Source organism: Streptococcus sp. CF8_St5-17 (assembly GCF_024295665.1).
Classification (GTDB): Bacteria; Bacillota; Bacilli; order Lactobacillales; family Streptococcaceae; genus Streptococcus.
The window spans coordinates 1-19,090 of sequence record NZ_JANCOU010000012.1 but is presented as its reverse complement, the minus strand read 5'-3'; the positions used below and the strand labels follow the sequence as shown (position 1 = coordinate 19,090).

At 38.3% G+C, this 19,090-nt stretch carries 19 protein-coding genes; 4 read left to right on the top strand and 15 right to left on the bottom strand.

All coding sequences use genetic code 11. The features are described from left to right. Positions 1–46 precede the first annotated feature (46 nt). On the bottom strand, positions 47–304 hold the full coding sequence (locus NMM19_RS08125) for a metal-sensitive transcriptional regulator (RefSeq protein ID WP_006150993.1): 258 nt from the start codon (positions 302–304) through the stop codon (positions 47–49). 486 nt (positions 305–790) lie between these two features. Here NMM19_RS08125 and NMM19_RS08120 point away from each other — a divergent pair, with 486 nt between their 5' ends. After that, positions 791–2,803 (top strand): DUF2079 domain-containing protein, encoded by a 2,013-nt coding sequence (locus tag NMM19_RS08120; protein ID WP_178895530.1) that lies wholly within the window; start codon positions 791–793, stop codon positions 2,801–2,803. A gap of 48 nt (positions 2,804–2,851) precedes the next feature. Here the strand turns inward: NMM19_RS08120 and NMM19_RS08115 are convergent, their stop codons facing one another. From NMM19_RS08115 to dltB (NMM19_RS08060), 12 genes are all read right to left on the bottom strand, one after another. After that, on the bottom strand, positions 2,852–3,706 hold the full coding sequence (locus NMM19_RS08115; RefSeq protein ID WP_178895531.1) for a VOC family protein: 855 nt from the start codon (positions 3,704–3,706) through the stop codon (positions 2,852–2,854). Positions 3,707–3,836: 130 nt separating this feature from the next. Continuing rightward, the gene (locus tag NMM19_RS08110) at positions 3,837–5,339 is read right to left on the bottom strand and encodes a zinc ABC transporter substrate-binding protein AdcA (RefSeq protein ID WP_178895532.1); all 1,503 of its coding nucleotides are present in this window, start codon (positions 5,337–5,339) and stop codon (positions 3,837–3,839) included. Positions 5,340–5,348: 9 nt separating this feature from the next. Continuing rightward, the gene (locus tag NMM19_RS08105; protein ID WP_178895533.1) at positions 5,349–6,155 is read right to left on the bottom strand and encodes a metal ABC transporter permease; all 807 of its coding nucleotides are present in this window, start codon (positions 6,153–6,155) and stop codon (positions 5,349–5,351) included. Continuing rightward, positions 6,148–6,852, bottom strand: coding sequence for a metal ABC transporter ATP-binding protein (locus tag NMM19_RS08100; protein WP_178895534.1), 705 nt, complete (start codon positions 6,850–6,852; stop codon positions 6,148–6,150). Before NMM19_RS08100 ends, NMM19_RS08105 begins: the two co-directional genes overlap by 8 nt. Then, the gene (gene adcR, locus NMM19_RS08095; RefSeq protein WP_178895535.1) at positions 6,852–7,292 is read right to left on the bottom strand and encodes a zinc-dependent transcriptional regulator AdcR; all 441 of its coding nucleotides are present in this window, start codon (positions 7,290–7,292) and stop codon (positions 6,852–6,854) included. The genes NMM19_RS08100 and adcR overlap by 1 nt, the downstream gene beginning before the upstream one ends. 246 nt (positions 7,293–7,538) lie before the next feature. Next, a complete protein-coding gene (gene dltD, locus NMM19_RS08090) occupies positions 7,539–8,807 on the bottom strand; it encodes a D-alanyl-lipoteichoic acid biosynthesis protein DltD (protein WP_178895536.1) in 1,269 nt (422 codons plus the stop codon). Further along, positions 8,800–9,039: a D-alanine--poly(phosphoribitol) ligase subunit DltC gene (gene dltC / locus NMM19_RS08085; RefSeq protein ID WP_178895537.1), complete on the bottom strand. Its 240-nt coding sequence runs from the start codon at positions 9,037–9,039 to the stop codon at positions 8,800–8,802. Before dltC ends, dltD (NMM19_RS08090) begins: the two co-directional genes overlap by 8 nt. Before the next feature lie 13 nt (positions 9,040–9,052). Next, a complete protein-coding gene (gene dltB, locus NMM19_RS08080; protein WP_178895538.1) occupies positions 9,053–10,297 on the bottom strand; it encodes a D-alanyl-lipoteichoic acid biosynthesis protein DltB in 1,245 nt (414 codons plus the stop codon). Continuing rightward, on the bottom strand, positions 10,294–11,844 hold the full coding sequence (dltA, locus tag NMM19_RS08075; RefSeq protein ID WP_178895539.1) for a D-alanine--poly(phosphoribitol) ligase subunit DltA: 1,551 nt from the start codon (positions 11,842–11,844) through the stop codon (positions 10,294–10,296). Before dltA ends, dltB (NMM19_RS08080) begins: the two co-directional genes overlap by 4 nt. 20 nt (positions 11,845–11,864) lie before the next feature. Continuing rightward, the gene (locus NMM19_RS08070) at positions 11,865–11,996 is read right to left on the bottom strand and encodes a teichoic acid D-Ala incorporation-associated protein DltX (RefSeq protein WP_049525793.1); all 132 of its coding nucleotides are present in this window, start codon (positions 11,994–11,996) and stop codon (positions 11,865–11,867) included. Positions 11,997–12,447: 451 nt separating this feature from the next. Then, on the bottom strand, positions 12,448–13,620 hold the full coding sequence (gene dltD, locus NMM19_RS08065; protein ID WP_178895540.1) for a D-alanyl-lipoteichoic acid biosynthesis protein DltD: 1,173 nt from the start codon (positions 13,618–13,620) through the stop codon (positions 12,448–12,450). A 37-nt stretch (positions 13,621–13,657) separates the two neighbouring features. After that, on the bottom strand, positions 13,658–14,812 hold the full coding sequence (gene dltB / locus NMM19_RS08060; RefSeq protein ID WP_178895541.1) for a D-alanyl-lipoteichoic acid biosynthesis protein DltB: 1,155 nt from the start codon (positions 14,810–14,812) through the stop codon (positions 13,658–13,660). A 380-nt stretch (positions 14,813–15,192) separates the two neighbouring features. Between dltB (NMM19_RS08060) and hslO the strand changes: the two genes are divergently transcribed. Together hslO and dusB are read left to right on the top strand one after the other, a co-directional pair. Next, positions 15,193–16,065, top strand: coding sequence for an Hsp33 family molecular chaperone HslO (gene hslO, locus NMM19_RS08055; protein WP_178895542.1), 873 nt, complete (start codon positions 15,193–15,195; stop codon positions 16,063–16,065). After that, entirely contained in the window at positions 16,052–17,032 is a 981-nt protein-coding gene (gene dusB, locus NMM19_RS08050; RefSeq protein WP_178895543.1) for a tRNA dihydrouridine synthase DusB, read from the top strand. Before hslO ends, dusB begins: the two co-directional genes overlap by 14 nt. A gap of 50 nt (positions 17,033–17,082) precedes the next feature. On the opposite strand, the gene NMM19_RS08045 is transcribed toward dusB, so the two are convergent. Next, on the bottom strand, positions 17,083–17,769 hold the full coding sequence (locus tag NMM19_RS08045) for a YoaK family protein (RefSeq protein WP_254730849.1): 687 nt from the start codon (positions 17,767–17,769) through the stop codon (positions 17,083–17,085). A 123-nt stretch (positions 17,770–17,892) separates the two neighbouring features. Continuing rightward, the gene (locus NMM19_RS08040) at positions 17,893–18,579 is read right to left on the bottom strand and encodes a hypothetical protein (protein ID WP_178895544.1); all 687 of its coding nucleotides are present in this window, start codon (positions 18,577–18,579) and stop codon (positions 17,893–17,895) included. A 262-nt stretch (positions 18,580–18,841) separates the two neighbouring features. Here NMM19_RS08040 and NMM19_RS08035 point away from each other — a divergent pair, with 262 nt between their 5' ends. Further along, positions 18,842–19,072 carry a hypothetical protein gene (locus NMM19_RS08035; protein WP_178895545.1) on the top strand — a complete coding sequence of 77 codons (231 nt, stop codon included), beginning with the start codon at positions 18,842–18,844 and terminating at the stop codon, positions 19,070–19,072. The last annotated feature ends 18 nt before the right edge of the window (positions 19,073–19,090 follow it).

The following is a 19,090-nucleotide window of genomic DNA, read 5'->3' as shown; positions in this document are numbered from 1 at the left end:
TCTTTTAATCATTTGTTCACTATTTAAGAGAAACGTATGTTTTTTATTACTTGCGTTTAATCAAGTATTTAACCGCCTTTTCCAATCTTTCCTTCTGTGCTTGAGGATCCTCTAAAGGGTCGTTAATACAAGATGTTAAATTCTCCGTTATCATCAGTTCAATAATACGATCAACACTGGATCGCACTGCTGTTAATTGAGTAATGATATCGACACAATCACGCTCTTCCTCCATCATTTTTTGAATACCTCGCAATTGACCCTCTGAGCGTTTGAGGCGTGTAATGTATTTTGAATTTGTCATATCTTTATCCTTAAACGATTTTTCTACATTATATCTCTAATACAGACCTTTGTCAAAAGGAGCACTTATCTTAAAGGTAAAGACTTCTAGTTCCCCACTCTAACTCGCGTAACGATACCGTCTTTGTCAGTCATGCTTAATTCTGAGGATGAAAACCACTGAGTTACCGCTTCGCTACTTTTAGATTGAGCAAATACTTTTAATAATTCCTCTTTGTTCTCAATTTCAGCCACATAGTAGGCTAGGGCTTTGAAGGATTTTTCTTACTTGAGTATAGTTGTGGCTTGTTTTCAGAAAAGGTGGTTTTCATAATTTCATCTTTTCTTTACTTTTTATTTCAAAAATGCTAACTGATAATACGATGAGTAATTCTTCAAAAATTGTAAGAGATATTTTTTAAAGGCAACTCAAAACTATATAATAATCAGTCACAAACTAAAGAAATTACTTTTTTATGATAGAATACTAGTTGGAGGACTTTATGAAATGAAACGAATTCTAACAAACTTGATAGAGCAACGAATGTATTACTTATCTTGTTTACTCGGAGCCTATCTTCTGATGATTTTGATCGAATTGTTAACTTCAACACCACACGATGTATTTCTCGCCTTAGCTCCCGTGTCAGCTTTAATAATAGGAACTTTTTTTATAGTTGGGTCCGCTTTGATTCTTTTTGCTAAAAAATTTCCTGCATTAAGTATTTTCAAAATCAATACTTTATTATTAAACATTGTATTATTTATTGCTATCTATAAGAGCATGTCCTTTTTCTTATCCCTAGGTTTGCTATTATTGACATTAATATTATATATAGGCAGTTTTTTAAGAAAAGAAAAACTTTCTTTTTCATATCTGCTCGTCATTTTATTCACAACACCTCGTCTCTTGACATTGGCCAGTTCAAACTTCCAAGATACTGCACTTGAGTTTCATGCTTTCAATCTGGCAGACACTCGATTTAACATCATTATTTGGCCTGTTATCTTTGCTGGTTTGCTTTCGGGAGCTACCCTTCTTTTAATTCACAACTCTCCGCTTAAGCAATACTTAGAGCGCTACAAAAAATTACTAACCTATGGTGTATTTTCTATAGTTGCTCTCTATATAGTCTATCTCTCAGTTGTTTTTGTCTATAAGGTAAAAACCTTTGATGGTTCCACCTTTGATATTGGTCTATTCTCACAGATGTTTCATCGGATGAGTACTGACTTGACAGCCATCACAACACTCGAACGTGATCGAGTATTATCTCACTTTGCAGTTCACATCTCACCCATTTTCTATCTGATGTTACCTTTCTACAAGCTTTTCCCGCATGTTGAAACTTTAGAAGTGCTACAAATTTGGGTTGTGTTCTCTGCAGTTATTCCTTTAAAATTGCTTCTCTCCAAATTGAATCTATCGAAATTGGCAAACATTTTGACAATTCTTTGGTTCGTACTTTTACCTGTATTAACTACTGCAGGAGGTTATCACCTGCATGAAAATTGTTTCTTGGTTCCTTTGATATTTTGGGTATTCTATTTCATAGTAAATGAGAAGAAGTGGGGTATTCTAATATCCACTATCCTACTACTTTTGGTCAAAGAAGATGCTTTTATCTATGTTATTAGCATTGGTATGTATTTCTTATCACAAAAACGCTTCTTTCTAACCACTAAGACAAGGAAATGGATTGTTTTTTCAGAATTTGTTTTACCAGTTCTCTACTTTGGATTTTCAATGTATCTTTTAAAGACTTATGGAGAAGGAGGGTTAATTTCTCGATATGATGCGTTCTTAATGAGTAACGAGAGCGGGATTTCTAGTGTGTTAAAAAATTTGCTTCTTCACCCGACTTTCGCTATCAGCCATCTGTTTATGGCTAAAAAGTTAGGATATTTATTCTTAACCCTTGCCCCTTTATGTTTCTTACCTTTAATTCAAAGAAACTGGTCAACTTACTTCCTTAGCCTACCATTGATTGTCATAAATCTATTGTCAGATTGGCCTTATCAACATGACATCGGATTTCAATATAGCTACGGTACTAGCGCTTTACTCTTTATTATGGCTTTACTAGCTTTGGAAGATTTAAAATTGCACAAACTCATTAACGAAAAAATTGTGATTTCATTTATTTTTGTTGGCATGATTTTTTCTGGTACTATTCTTCATCGCCTTACTCAAAGTTGGTCTTTCAACATTGGCTATTATCAACAAAATAAAGAGAAATTTGAAGCAATCAAATATGGCCTAGAAATTCTACCAGAAGATGCCTCAATCGTTGCAGAAGGAGGCTATACACCTGCACTTAGAAAACATCGGGCCCTATACGATATTTTCTACCACAACCAACGAAAAGCCGACCCATCAATTGATTATGTCGTAATTCCACGTGAACAAAAAGGGAAGAACGATGTCTATGATCCTTTAATTACTAGCTATGAAACACTAGGATATAAAGAAAGTAAGTACGCAACAAAAGAACTTTTCATTCTCGAAAAACCTGAATAAAAAAAGAGCGGTTCAAACTACTTTTAAAGTAGATTGAACCGCTCTTTTCTAATTTCTTACTCTAATTCGAGTCACAATGCCATCACCATCAGTTATCCTAAATCCTGCAGAAGAAAGCCACTGTGTTATCGCCTGATTGCTTTGTGACTGAGCAAACACCTTTAACAACTCCTCTTTGTTCTTAACTTCAACGACATAGTAGGCTAGCCCCACCATTCCTTGCTCACGAGGAGCTAAGTTTTTACCTCCCCATTCGTTAACTGCTAGATGATGATGGTAATCCCCTGATGCAATCCAACTAGCGTGTGGTATCGTGAATTTATCTTCAAGACCGAGAGCAGATTGATAGAAAGAGCTAGCTTCTCGGCTGTTTTTAACAGATAGGTGAACATGACCCATGCGAGTGCCACTTGCGATTGCAAAAGGCTCTATTTCTTTTCCTAGTTCGTAGATATCTTGTGCAGACAGCTCTTCTGTCACACCGATAATTCGTCCATCCTCACGAATATCCCACTCGGTCACAGGCTTGTCTCTATAGAGTTCTATGCCATTACCCTCCAGGTCTTCTAGATAGACAGCTTCACTATAGCCATGATCAGCTCCACCAACTAATGGAATCTTTAAGTCTAACAAGTGTTTAAAAACATTAGCCAAATCTTCACGACTCGGCAAAAGAAGGGCCATATGATAAAGACCACAACTTTGCTTAGGATTGCTAATGTCATCTGTCTTAATTAGCCGAACTAGCGGTTTCCCACCGGCACCTAAAAGAACTTGATTTTCCGATTGAATCAAAATCTCCAACCCAAGCAACTGATGATAAAATGCTGTCTGACTTTCTAAGTCCTTGACATTTAAAGCTACTTCAGCCAAATGAATGCGACTATTATACTCGTAAACCATAGAAAACCTCTCCTTGTTGTAACTATTTTTATTACACCTATTATACTCCCTTCTCAGCCAATGTCAATCCAGATGCTTATAGATGAAAAAACAAGAACAATCCTCCCCATGTAGGAAGGATTGTTTCGCTTTAATGAGCCAACATTTCTTGGGCGATTTCTTGACCAGATAAATTCTCTGGATAGTAGGTTGGCCAGTTGTCCATCTCTTCAAAGAGGGCTTCTTGGCTAGTTCCTCCAAAGAAAATATGGAAGTGCCCAGTCTTAACTGGCGCGATATTGTGGTCACTGAATTGAACATACTTAAATTGTCCAGCATCCGCATCTGTCGCTTCAAAGAGATAACGAACTCCTCGATTCCCTTTCTTATAGGTCAAGATTTTCTTGCCGACATACTTGTATGTATATTTTTTACTTTGGTCACCTTGAATGAATTCCATGGTGTTATCCGTGATATTAATCTTAGATACATCGGTTTGATAGCCTTTTTGATAGTAGGCTTTGTATTCATCCTTAGTCATTTTGCCAGTCAATTTAGCCTTGTAGTCAAAGACTTGATCTAGAGTACCATTTTCGAGGAAAGGAAAAACAGACTGCCAGTTGCCAGCATAGTCACTCAAGGTACGGTCCTTAACATCTGCATCCTCAAAGTAACCATTTTGAACGGTTTTAGTTTCCTCTGCTTTTTCTGGTTCAATTTCTGCCCCTGCCTGGTCAGTTGTTTGCTTGAGAGCTTTGAGATTTTTCTCCATAACAGAGATATAGTTCTCTCCCGCCTTCATATCCTCTTCGGTTAAACTTTCAAGAGGATTTAGAACGTCTAACTTCACTCCTGTTTCTTTTGAAAGAGTATTGGCTAGAGCTTGAGAGGCATTTTCTTCAAAGTAGATATAAGAAATCTTGTTTTTCTTGATATATTCGGTCAATTCTGCCAAGCGACTTGCTGACGGCTCCGCATCTGGCGATAGTCCTGAAATAGAAACTTGATTGAGTCCGTAGTCCAATGCTAGATAACGAAAGGCCGCGTGTTGAGTCACAAAACTCTTTTGTTTTGCACTAGAAAGTCCTTCAGTATAAGCCTTGTCCAAAGCTTGTAGTTTTTCGATATAAGCTGCTGCATTTTGTTCAAAAGTCGCCTTCTTATCTGGATAGTCAGCTGAAAGACTATCACGGATATGTTCTACAAGTTTGATTGCACGCGCAGGAGACAACCATACATGAGGGTCATACTCGTGATGATGACCTTCTTCACCGTGGTCATGGTCTTCCTCCTCTTCACCTCCTGGAAGAAGCAACATATCTCCAGTAGCCTTGATTGTTTTTACTTTTTTCGCATCTAGTGAATCTAAAAGCTTGGGAACCCAAGTTTCCATATTTTCATTCTCATAAACAAAGGCATCAGCATCTTGAATTTTAGCGACCGCCTTAGGTGATGGTTCATAGTCATGTGGCTCTGTTCCAGCCCCGATTAAGAGTTCGACATTGGCTGTGTCCCCTGCTACTTGCTTGGTAAATTCGTAGACAGGATAGAAAGTTGTAACGATATTTAATTTCCCGTCTGCTTGTTTTTGATTGGAACAAGCGACTAAGAATAGTGTCACAAGGCTTGCCAAAAGTAGGCCTAGTTTTTTCATGTACTTCTCCTATTTGATAAAACGTTTGAATAAGCTGACTAACAAGAAGACAACTACAAAGATAAGAGTGATACTTGCACTAGGAGGTGTCTCTGCATAATAGGAAATATAAAGTCCTGCCACCATGCCTAGAAAACCAATAGCGCTAGCAAGTATCATCACAGAACTAAAGTTTTTACCTAGACGCAAAGCAATACTTGCTGGTAGGACCATGATAGTCGATACCAAAAGCGCCCCCGCAGCTGGTATCATGAGGGCAATAGCCACACCAGTTACCATGTTAAAGAGAATAGACATGGTACGCACTGGAAGACCATCGACAAAAGCTGTATCCTCATCAAAAGTTAGAATATACATAGGTCTTAAAAAGAGGAAGGTCAGGATTAAAACAACCGCCGCAATGATAAAGAGTCCAATGACCTGCTCTTGACTAATGGTCACAATAGAACCAAAAAGGTATTGGTCCAGACTCATAGAGCTAGAGCTCTTACCCTTACTCATGACAATAAGTGAAACTGCAAGTCCTGTAGACATGAGAATAGCTGTCCCAATCTCCATAAAGCTTTTATAAACCGTACGTAGGTATTCAAGGAAGACCGCCGCAATCAAGACAATCACAATGGTTGAAATAGTCGGAGAAATCCCCAAAACCAAGCCAACGGCAACCCCTGAAAGGGAGACATGACTCAGAGTATCACTCATAAGACTTTGACGACGCAAGATAAGGAAGGTCCCCAGAACTGGCGAAAAGAGACTCATGGCAATAACTGCCAAAAAGGCTCGCTGCATAAAATCATAAGACAATAGATTAAGCATGCTCCACCTCCTGGTCACTTTCATGGACATTGAAGCAACGCCATGGGGAATCTTGGTCTCGGACCAGGTGAATATTACGATCTGCGTAGTCCTTAACTTCTTCAGGATCGTGAGTAATCATCAAAACAGCCTTGCCATGATGATGGGCACTGTGGTGCATGAGTTCGTAAAACTCATCCTTTGTACCCGCATCCATCCCTGTCGTCGGCTCATCCAAGATAAAGATATCAGGATCTGAAGCAAACATACGTGCGATAACAGCCCTTTGCTTTTGCCCACCAGAAAGGGAGCCAATGCGTTTATCCCGATGTTCCCACATACCAACAGAGTTTAAACTAGCCTTGATGTGTTCTTCATCGTGGGCATTCAAACGGCGGAACCAGCCTTTTCTTGGATAGCGACCGGATTTAACAAATTCATAAACAGTACTTGGAAAGCCCGCATTGAAACTAGCAATTTGTTGAGGAAGATAGGCAATTCTTAGTTTTTTACCATGAATATTTGTCTTTGAAATAGTTACTTTCCCAATTCGCGGTTGTAAAATTCCCAGACTAGCTTTGATAAGAGTAGTCTTCGCCGCTCCATTTTCTCCTGTCAGGGTGACAAACTCCCCACTATCAACACTGTAATTGATATGTTCAAGCACAGGTTCCTTGTCATAATAGAAGGATAAATCCTCTACTGTGATGTATCTCATTACTTGATTTCTCCTACTAAAGCAGTTAAAAACCGCTGGATGATTTCTTGTTCATCTGGTGTGAACTGAGTCGCGACCTGCTCATAAGTCGAGAGGGTGTGCTCATGATGATGATGGTGCTCTTCAGCAATTGGTCGAGCTAGGTCTGTCAACTGATAGAAAATGACACGAGCATCCTTGGGATCCTTAGATGTCTCCAACATCCCCTCTTTAATCAAAGATTTGATAGCCTTGGTAACAGCAGCCTGACTGACATTCAGACGACGTGCTAACTCCGAATTGGTCAATGATTCCTCTGATAAAAGCATAAGAATATGCTCCTGGGTATTAGTCAGAGCCACTTCGCTGGTGCAATGACCAATCAAAATTTCGTGCTGGTTTTCAGCTTTGAGGATAACTTCATTTAAAAAATGATCAATATCTTTTGCTAATTGTCTCATGAACTTCTCCTTTCCTAGTTATCTTTTTCTTAAAACAATATAGATCACCATAGATTCTTTACTGGTTAATTATATCATAAACCAAAAAAGAATCAAGAAAAAAGATGAAAACAATTTTTTATGTTTTCATTTTCTCGATCTCTTTTTACTTACCTTTATTCAAATGAAGAGGCCGCTACCACAATGTCCATTACCAAAAATCATCTATTACAAAGAGCCCAAACTAAGGTTCAGGCTCTGTTGCTATTATTGAAAATCTTTAATATTCCCATCGTAATTTGCCCAATCCTGGCTAAAGAAGCGGTCATTCATTTGGTAAATAGGTGCTGTTGTTGGATTGCTCAAAAAAGGATTTACAACCTTATCAAACGCCAACCAGCCTAACCAACCGATATGAATCGTATCCTTGACAAAATAAGGTTCATCACCGTTTTTTGAAAAATCAGCAATATTGGTGAAACCCTGACTCTCCAATTGGTAACGAATTTTTTCGACAGAGTGTTGATACATCTCCTCACTCAAACCTGTATAATCCATCCATTTTTTATTGACAGGTTGAAAGACAAAGAGCACATTGACCTTGGACTTGGCAAATTGATCGAGCACTAGCTGCAAATCATTGTACTCAGAAGACTTGAGAAAGTTGTAATTTTTTTGATAACCTTCCCACTTTTTCAAATCTTTCATTATCTGAGTATTGTAAAAATGGTTCTCCATTCCCAAATCATTATTGGTTGTATTTTCTTCACCCTCTTTTCGAGCGATTTTTTCCAATTCTTCATAAGAAAATTGGTCTGGGAGACTGCTCAAATATTTTTCAATATGATCTTTATACTCTGATCGACCTCGAATCAAGAATTGGCCAAAAAGAGCAGCTTGTTTTTCGTTGAACTCTGCAGAAGCTGTAATAATTGAATGATTAAAGTCCGACAATTGCTCGTTCTTAGCCAACTTCTCAACAATCCCCTTCATCGGTACGCTTGGATTCTGCTTCAAGAGTCTATTAGCCGCATGTTTGGCTCCTATATCTCCCGATTGATTTTCTAAAAAGGCTGTCAACTGATCGTTATTAAAGTAGTTTTGGAAGATGGCTGGCTCATAGTCATCCTCTGTAAACCACTGAGGGGAAATGACAAATACTGCCTGCTTTCCCTCGATTTCTGGCAAGATTTGCTGCATACCGAAATACTGGTTAAGCGAGGCCGCTCCTGCTTGTCCCAAAAAATAGGGTCGGTAGGGGCGACTATATTTCTCCGCCAAGACCGCAGGATGCATGCTGTCGAAACGCATCCATTCACTTGATCCAAAGAAAGGGACAAAACGCATATCGGGATCTGTAAGGGCTCTTACTTTTTGACTTCTTTCCTTAAAGCTTTCTGCACTTATCGAAGCCGCAGAGTATTTCTCCTCCGTCAGATTATGGCTTCTTGTACTTGGATAAAAAAAGATCAATAGAAGAACCAACAATCCCGCTACAAAGATAGGCCCAAAGATTAGCCACAAGCGTTTAAGCATTCTTTAACTCCGTAATCCCTGCTACGATTTTATTAGCCGTATTCCAATCGTCACGACCAAATTCTGTAACCGGGACACGAATATCAAAGCGGTTTTCGATTTCCACAATCAATTCAACTGTTCCCATACTGTCCAAGACACCCGCATCAAAAAGATCCTCATCCATCATGTTAGAAACATCTTCCATAAACAATTCATCAATAATTTCAATAACTTCTGATTTGATATCCATTTTTTAATTCCTTTTATTTTTTAAACCATAAATCATTCAAAAATCCAGAAAAGATTAAGAATGAAGCCATTACGACATGGAAGGTTATCACCATGCCAAGCAACTGAGCCCAACGATTCTCAAGCAAGGGAGGTCGCCCTGCTTTCTTACGTTCCTTATTGAGCGTTTTTTTCTTTCGAACCCAGGCATCATTAATGACTAAGCCTAGTCCATGAAAGAGTCCGTAGGCAATGTAAAACCAAGTTATCCCATGCCAAAACCCCATAAGGAGCATGTTCAGGATATAGGCAATACTTGAAGTCACATTTCGATTCTTAAACAATTTCTTTCTGGTCATCAACATAACCATGCGCATAAAGACAAAGTCACGGAACCAGAAAGATAAACTCATGTGCCAACGATTCCAAAACTCCTTCAAATCCCTTGATAAAAAGGGTTTGTTAAAGTTGATCGGACTACGAATTCCCATCAGATTTGAAATTGCTAGAGCAAACATAGAGTAACCTGCAAAATCAAAGAAGAGCTCCAAACCAAATGTGTACATGATGGCCACTACATAATAGTTAAAGACGCCACCTGTCTGTAAAGCTAAATTCTTTAGCGGTGGTAATAAAATCTCGCCTAAAATATGAGCTAGGATAAATTTATACAGGAACCCCCACATGATAAACCGAACGGATTCAGCTAGCATATCCATCAACTCATCGCGCTCTGGTATCGTCTGATAATTTTCATTAAAACGTTTGAAACGATCAATAGGACCACTTGAAAATGTCGGCATAAAGAGAAGAAAACGCAAATACTCCCACATTTTCAAATCCTTAATGACTCCATCTCTCAGTTCGATGATGATTCCCACCGAACGAAAGGTCAAATAAGAGATTCCTACAAATCCCAGGAGAGATTGTGTTCCGTTAATGGCCGGTTGCACTTTCACAAAGATGATGGGAAGTAACGATAATAGACTTACTAGGTAGAAAATCCATTTGCCATCTCGAATTTTTCGATACTGCTTGTAAAAAAGAACCAGTACAATTTGCCAAATTAGATAGATTCCTAAGGCAGCTATTTGATTAGTCTTGCCACCCGTCAACATGGTAACGATAAAGAAGAGACTAACCAGTATTTCATACCAGGCAAAACGTTTTTTGAAAAAAAGACCGATAAAGATTGGCAAGGTAACAGTAATCACATACAAAAAGTACTGAGGATTCCCATACGGCTCAATATGAGGGAGCTGTTTCAGGAAATCCATCATCTATTGTTGACCTCGCTAATCAACCCTTTGATGTCGATTTTTCCATTTGGAGTTAGCGGCAATTCCTTTCTGTAAAGGAACTTAGACGGCATCATGTAAGACATCATAATATCTTCCAAGTCTTCCTTGATCGCTTTGGTAATATCAATCTCGCGCTCAAATTGTTCTTTGACTCCATCTTTTAAGATGACATAGGCCAAGAGATTTTGAACCTTGTGATCTTTGTTATAGCGTGGTACTGCAACAGCCGAGTCGATGTACTGAGATTTGTTTAAGTTTTGAGAAACATCCTCAAGTTCGATACGGTAACCATTAAACTTAATCTGGAAGTCCATCCGTCCACCATAGAGAAGGAGGCCTTCATCTGTCATGGTTCCGACATCTCCCGTATGATAGGCTGGAAGTCCCTCAAATTCGAAGAAGGCTTCTGCTGTTTTCTCTGGATTATTCATATAACCTTTTGAAACGGCTGGACCAGATACGATGATCTCCCCTTGCTCACCATTTGGCAATTTGTTGCCTGCCTCATCAATGATGAAGGTTGGAGAATCTTCTTTGGTGTAACCAATTGGCAGACGTTTCAAGGTAGCTAACATCTCATCTATGATAGCCACTGCCGACAACGCAACGGTTGCTTCCGTTGGTCCATAAGCATTGATGATGCGTGCATTTGGGAAACGCTCGCGCAATTTCTGAGCCGTTTTAACGGTCAACTCTTCCCCATCAAAGTAGAAATGGGTGATGCCTGGCATCTTTTCAGCATTGAAATCTTCAGACAGCATAGCCATATCTGCAAAAGATGGTGTCGAAGTCCAGATCGCAATTGGAAGAGAAAAGATGGTCGCAAAAAGTTGTTTGAAGTCTTGAGTGATAGCTGACGGAAGGGCAAAAAGCGTTCCTCCAAGAGCTAAGGTCGGTGCCCAATACATGACAGACAAGTCAAAAGAATAGGGTGGTTGCGCCAACATTTGCGGACGCTCTGGCGTTGCAAATTCCTTGTCCGTAATCATCCAGTTGGTAAAGCTGAGCAAGTTATCGTGCGAAATTTGCACCCCTTTTGGTTTCCCAGTTGTCCCTGAGGTAAAGATGATGTAGTAGTTATCATCCCCTTTGACTGGATGTTGCAATTCGTAGGCATGCTGAGCCGCATAAGCTTCATGCACTTGCTCCAAGGACATGATTGGAGCAGCTGGGTTTTCAATTGGAAACTCATTGATGGCAATAATCAGGCTTGGCTCAGCTACTTCAAGAATAGCAGACACGCGCTCCAAGGCAGAGTGGCTATCAATTGGGATATAGGCATGGCCAGATTTGGTCAAGGCCACAAAGGTTGCTAACATTTCATATTCTTGGCCACCAAAAACGACTACAGGAGATTTTTCAGGTAAATCTAGTTGATCGATTGTTGCAGCCAAACTATCTGAATCAGTCTTCAATTGGCCATAGGTATGTTCCTCACCAAGAACGTTATAGACTGGAAAGCTAGGCTGAGTGTGGGCGAAGTGCTCAATCGCTTCAATCATATCTTTTATCGGTTTATTAGACACAGTTCATTTTCTCCTTAAAGTTAAAATTCATTGTAGATAAAGCCACCCTGACCTTGACCAAGATAACTAAAGAAATAAAGCAAACCCAGTAAAACAATAAAATACAAGGCTGTCCGACCAAGAAAGAGGTAGAGTTCTTTTCTCTGTTTCATCAAGAAAAACCTTTCATTACTGTAATTTTCAACTAAAATAAAATCAATTTCTTGCTAACTTATTTTTCTGCTATTATACCACTTTATAAACTATTTTTTCAATTGTTTGCCGTCCATTTTCACTACATTTCAACAACATTAAATTGTTCCATATGATACCTTCTAATGATAGCTTAAATGCTTTTCAGTATAGATTATATTGGGAGCTACAATAAAGTAAGCTCTATACTACCTATAGAGGATTTCCCAACTATAAATATTATAGAGCCTTATCTTATGTCTCACTTTATCAGTGCAGTTCCCTTTATCTAGAGATTTTTATAATATGTAATCTTAAAATTCACTATAGATGAAATCTTGAATGTTCGAAAAATCGGTCACAAAACAGTAGATTACGATGCTTAAAATAACCGTGTAGAAAAACAAAGTCCACAATAGTAAACGATGTGTGTCAGTTAGTTTCATTTGCAAATTTGTAAAGTTCTTTTTCAACTTCCATCCATCCTTTCACCCCAACGTGCATCACGTCAAATAAAAAGTAATCTTCATACTCTTTATTTCCATAGTTTAGCACCGTTGCCCCATGAGCTTTTGCGACATCTTCTATTTTTTTATAAGTTTTCTCCCGCATCTCTCTTGAGACACCTGTATAATCATTCCATTTACCATTTACAGGAAAGATAATGACTTCAACTTCAATTCCCAATTCCTTAGCAACTGTCAAGAAGAGTTCCATATCTGAATACTCTGGTGACTCCAGGTAGCTCAAGTCTTTGTTAGAATCTTTCAACGAAGCATAGCGATCTCTCAAATAAGTATTGTAGTAGTTATTATCCACAGCATAATCATTGTTATCTGTTTTCTTTTTAACTTCTTCTACAAACTTCTTCGTCATCTCCTCCCAATCATAATCCGGCGTTTTATCCCCTAATGAAGGATAATCTGATTTGGCATGTTTTTCATAGAATTTTCGTTTAAGCTTAAAGGAATAAACGGCATTGTCAAGTTCCAACAGTTTTTTATCAATGATTGTCCCTTTTCCTTCTATAAAATAGCTTTTATACTTTTTATAGATATCATTTTGTTGTTTGTTTCCTTTGGTAATCTCAATAATGCGATTAATCAGTTTTTCTTTCGTTTCCTTACTGATTTTCTCGTTATCTAGCATGTGAAAAATATGTTCCTGAGAGGCCTTGTTTAAGAAGGCGTCTTGATGAGTCCCATCCTTTTCGAACCATTGAACAGACTCTACGATGGCTACTTTTCGCTTGCTCATAGCCCCCTCAATCGAGCTCAAGGTCGTAGCTTGAATGATATTTTGAGAATAACTGGTTCCTATCTGCATGATATTAAAATCATTATAGTTAAAGATTTTATTGGGATGGTAATCCTCATTTATTGTCGCAACTAACTCTGAGGAACCCATTAGAACTAGTGTGTTGGGAGTGATATTATTTGTTAGAATATCTCTACTTTTATACTTTTCATAAGAAGTGCTGTAGCGAATACTATTGTCCTCGACTTTATAATAGTCATCAATCTTCTTGACGTATGTCACATTTAAAATAGCAAGAGTCGCGATTACGAGCACAAGCGATAGTAAAAATGCTTTTAACTTAATCATCTTGTTTTGTCCAATCTCCTTGTTTTAGCAAATCTCTTTATCTACTTAGAATTGCCATCATTATCTTATAAGGTTCACCTGAAAAGATAAAGAAGCCAACCATAACTAAATTCATGGTCACAAACCAACTTATTAGCTTGTACCAAGTTTTATTTTTATGATTCTTATAAAAAGTGCTTTTCTTTTGATAAATTTCAAATCCAGACATCAGGATTCCATGGTAAAAACCATAAGCGATGTAGCTAACACTAATTCCATGCCAAAATCCCATAACCAACATATTGACCATATAAGCATAGGCTGCATTGTGTAATCTATTCTTAAACCATTTTTTTCTGATAACCTGCATCAAAACTCTTGAAAATACGAAATCTCTCAACCATGTTGACAAGGTGATGTGCCATCTAGTCCAGAAATCCTTGATATCAATACTCAAGAAAGGCTTATTGAAATTCATTGGTGTCTGAATACCCAAAATATTACTGCTCCCCACAGCCATTAAACTGTAACCCGCAAAGTCAAAGAACAGATAAAGGGTATACAGGTACATATATTTGATTGAATAAATGACTGTGCCAGTATTGCTTAAAGCAAATAGTATCTGGCAAACATAGGTTGATAAAATAACCTTGTAAAGAAGGCCTAGAACGATACGATACACACCGTCCCCTGCTAACTCCAAATACTCTTTTCGAGGCATAACCTCGTTTATCTCTTTTAAAAATCTCCTGCTACGATCGATTGGGCCAGAGCTAACTGTAGGGAAGAAGAGTAGAAACTGCAGATAATCTTTTACACTGATTTTTTCTTTGATTAAACCATCCGATATTTCCAGCATGATTTGGATAGTTTTAAAGGACATGTAAGAAATACCAATAAAAGACAACAAATGTAGCTGAGTTATGGCAAAGACTTTATTGACCACTAAAGGTAAAATGGATAATATAACTAGAGGTTTCAACCGTTTTGAATCCATTCTTTGTGCTATGAAAACTAGGAAATATTGGTAGACGATGAAAGCCAATAGATAAACAACCATAGCCTTACTCTTACCATAGATGGCTCCTGCAAATAAAATTGACAGACTTAAAATATAATAATCCTTACGCTTGCCAAAGTAGTTTAAAACAAAGCCAATCAGTAAAACTACAAACAATAGAAGGAAAAACTCATTCCCCTCAAAATAATTCATACCAGATGGACTCCTTTTCTCTTTTTCTCATCTCCTGATTTGTCATTTAGGATTAGTTCCTATCATATTATCAAGGATAGTTAACTTTATTCATTATATCATAATTTAAAAACTATATACTTCTATTATCCAATTTTCTAAAATAAAAAACCCAAACGACTCTTACTACTAAATCCCAATAACGAGACAAAATTATTTATACAATAAATAAAATTCAAGAGTAAAAAATTGACTTGACTCAGCTTTTTCTATCAAGTCTCCTAAATACATTCGTTATCCCTTTCATTTTCTCCTTCAAGCATAGCATAATTTAAAAAATGCTAGAGAACTAGCAAACACACGGCTCCACCTTTGGGCATTTTTATGCTAAAATAGTAGCTATGGATAAAATTATTAAAACAATATCAGAAAGTGGATCTTTTCGTGCTTATGTACTAGACAGCACTGAAACCGTCCGCACTGCTCAAGAAAAACATCACACTCAAGCTAGCTCAACTGTGGCACTTGGTCGCACTTTGATTGCCAGTCAAATTCTCGCCTCAAACGAAAAGGGAAATACCAAAATAACTGTCAAAGTCCTCGGAACTAGCTCACTCGGAGCCATCATCACCGTTGCAGATACTAAGGGAAATGTCAAAGGTTATGTACAAAACCCTGGTGTGGATATTAAAAAAACTGCAACTGGTGAAGTACTGGTGGGACCTTTTGTCGGCAATGGACAATTCCTAGTTATTACTGATTACGGTACTGGAAACCCATATCATTCCATGACGCCTCTTATTTCTGGAGAAATTGGCGAAGACCTAGCTTTCTACCTGACAGAAAGCCAACAAACTCCGTCAGCAGTTGGACTTAATGTTCTTTTAGATGAAGACGATAAGGTCAAGGTTGCAGGCGGCTTCTTGCTACAAGTATTGCCAAATGCCAAGGAAGAAGAAATAGCCCGTTTTGAAAAACGCATCCAAGAAATGCCAGCCATTTCAACACTGCTAGAGAGTGACGACCATATCGAAGCCCTTCTCAAAGCTATCTACGGCGACGAACCATACAAACGTCTGTCTGAAGAAGAAATTCGTTTCCAATGTGACTGCAGCAAAGAACGATTTATGAACGCCCTTGCAAGCCTTCCGAGCTCAGATTTACAGGAAATGAAGGATGAAGACCACGGGGCAGAAATTACTTGTCAGTTCTGCCAAACTACTTACAACTTTGATGAAAACGACTTGGAGGAACTCATTCGTGACAAATCTTAATACACCTTTTATGATTGGGAACGTCGAGATCCCAAACCGGACGGTCCTCGCACCCATGGCCGGTGTGACAAACTCAGCCTTTCGTACTATTGCAAAAGAACTTGGAGCTGGGCTCGTGGTCATGGAAATGGTCTCTGACAAAGGAATCCAATACAATAACGAAAAGACTCTTCACATGCTTCATATCGATGAAGGAGAAAACCCAGTTTCTATCCAGCTCTTTGGTAGTGACGAAGATAGCCTCGCACGCGCAGCAGAATTCATCCAAGAAAACACCAAGACCGATATCGTCGATATCAACATGGGCTGCCCAGTTAATAAAATCGTAAAAAACGAGGCTGGTGCTATGTGGCTCAAGGATCCAGACAAGATCTATTCTATCATTAACAAGGTTCAATCAGTCCTTGATATCCCTCTCACTGTCAAAATGCGTACAGGCTGGTCTGACCCATCCTTAGCAGTAGAAAACGCCCTCGCTGCTGAAGCTGCAGGTGTTTCTGCCCTTGCCATGCACGGTCGTACCCGTGAACAAATGTATACTGGCCATGCGGACCTTGAAACCCTTCACAAGGTTGCCCAAGCTCTTACAAAAATTCCATTTATCGCCAATGGTGACATCCGCACTGTCCAAGATGCAAAACAACGTATTGAAGAAGTCGGTGCTGATGCCGTTATGATTGGACGCGCAGCTATGGGAAATCCTTATCTCTTCAACCAAATCAATCATTACTTTGAAACAGGAGAAATCCTGCCTGATTTGACCTTTGAAGACAAGATGAAAATCGCCTACGAGCACTTAAAACGCTTGATTGACCTTAAAGGTGAGAATATCGCTGTCCGTGAATTCCGTGGCTTAGCTCCTCACTATCTCCGTGGAACATCTGGAGCCGCTAAACTTCGTGGTGCTATTTCACAAGCAAGTACTCTAGCAGAGATTGAAGCACTATTGCAGTTAGATAAAGCATAATCTTCTATCCACCTCACAAAAAAGGCAAAGCTCAAAAAGAGCCTTGCCTTTTATATATTTTCATCTTGCAAATCTAGTTGCTTCACTCTAGCTATATAGTAGGCCATGATCAAAAACAGATTGAAGCTGACAATCCAAATAGACCATTCATGGAAAAAATGCATCGATACAGCCAAACTAATTGCCCCCAAAACAAAACTCCCTACAACAATTCCATAGTTCAAGGCTTGGCGACGATATTCTTGAACATCTCCCTCTCCTCTAACGATGCGATACAAAGCAGTCAACATCTTTCGGTAATTTCCAGAGGTCATAAAAATGACATAGGGATGATCTTCAATTAAACTACCCGTAAATGTTAGCATCATCATACCTGTTCCAAAAGCAATAAAAGGTACTTCTAGTAAAGGAAATCGAGAAAAGAAGGGCAAAAGAAGAGTTCCAATAAATAAGGGAAGCAACATCTTAACCCGCCAATAGGCTGTTTTGCGATATTCTTTCATGTGTAAGGCAAAAACAAATCCTAGGGAAAAGAAAATAATGGAGCAGAATCGCAACATGGTATTGAGGACATTCGAGTCGTGCCAATCTGATATCAGTAGGAGAATGTTCCCAGTCTGTGTCGCCACCAAACTATGGTACTGGATGTGACAGAACACATCCAAAGAACCACCTATAAATCCAAGAAACACTCCCATGAGTCGTGTATTTTGAGGTAAAATTAATTTATCCACCATTGATTTATCACTCATTCCCTTTTGATTCATTTATTATACCACTTCTATTTAGAGAAATTAAGTGAAAAACAGTTGAACTACTCTTTTATAAATCTAAGTCTAGACTATACTTGAGGTAGTTTTCTATGGTTGAATCAAGACAACACTAGAAACTGTACCATCCGCTCCTGTTGTAATTTGGATGACTTTTCCACCACCTACTTCAGCATTGTATTTCCCATCATCAAGAGTATAAGAATAGCTTTGGATAGAATAGTTTTCTTTCTTACCATCAGCAGATTCTACTGTAAACTGACCACTTGATGAGACAGTGATAGTTTCGCCATTAGCACCCTTCCAATTTCCAGCTGCAGCCGAAAAATCTTTGTCAACCATGGTCAAGACACCTTTATAACGTTTGTTATGTTCTGCCTGCTTGTCTTGAAGTTTGCGATCAGTTGTTGGATCATAAGTTGACTGATTCGGTTTTGCTTGTGTTCCTTGTTGATTGGATGGGGATTGAGAAGGGGCTTGCTTAGCAGAAGATTCTTGGCTCTGCTTTGTTTCTGGTGCCGTTGTTGCTTGCGATTGATTAGGAGTAGACGTCGACTGATCAGAAGATGACGACTTAGTGTTTTCTGATGAAGTTGATGACTTCTGAGTCTTGTTATCTTTACTTGAAGAACTTGCCTTAGAACTAGAAGATGCTTGTGTTGTCTTACTAGAACTATCACTCGCAGTGTTCTCTTTCTTATTACCACAAGCTCCTAATATCAGAGTTGAAGCGAGTACAGTTGCGACCATTAATTTGATAGAAGTTTTGGTTTTCATTTTACACTCCTTTGTAACACTTTTGAAATGTTAAGAAATATTTTTGTAACATTATTGTAATATTTGTTTTTGAATCTGTCAACTATTTATCTAAAATTTTTTAGTACATTTTTCCTACTCCCTCCATATCTTTTATTCGTAAAAAATTTAAAAAAGAAAGATTCTTCCTACTGAAATGCTATCTTTTAAAAGTGTAATCGCTTGCATTTTTTTCTTGAAGGGCTATAATAAAATTGAAATAGGATGTTGGAGGTGTAGGTTTATGTCAAAGAAATATTACAAGTATCTTCCTTGGATGATTATTGGTGCATTCTCTTCTTATGGAATTGCTACTCATTACGCTCAAACAACATTTGATTTGTTCTATTTAACTGCCATTTTCATGATTGTCTATGTGGCTCTAATGTACTTACATGAACATTATTTAAAATATAAATACAAAGATTTATTCATTCGAACCATGAGTAATTCTAATAAAGATAAACATCCTTAAACAAAAAGAGGTCGGGAA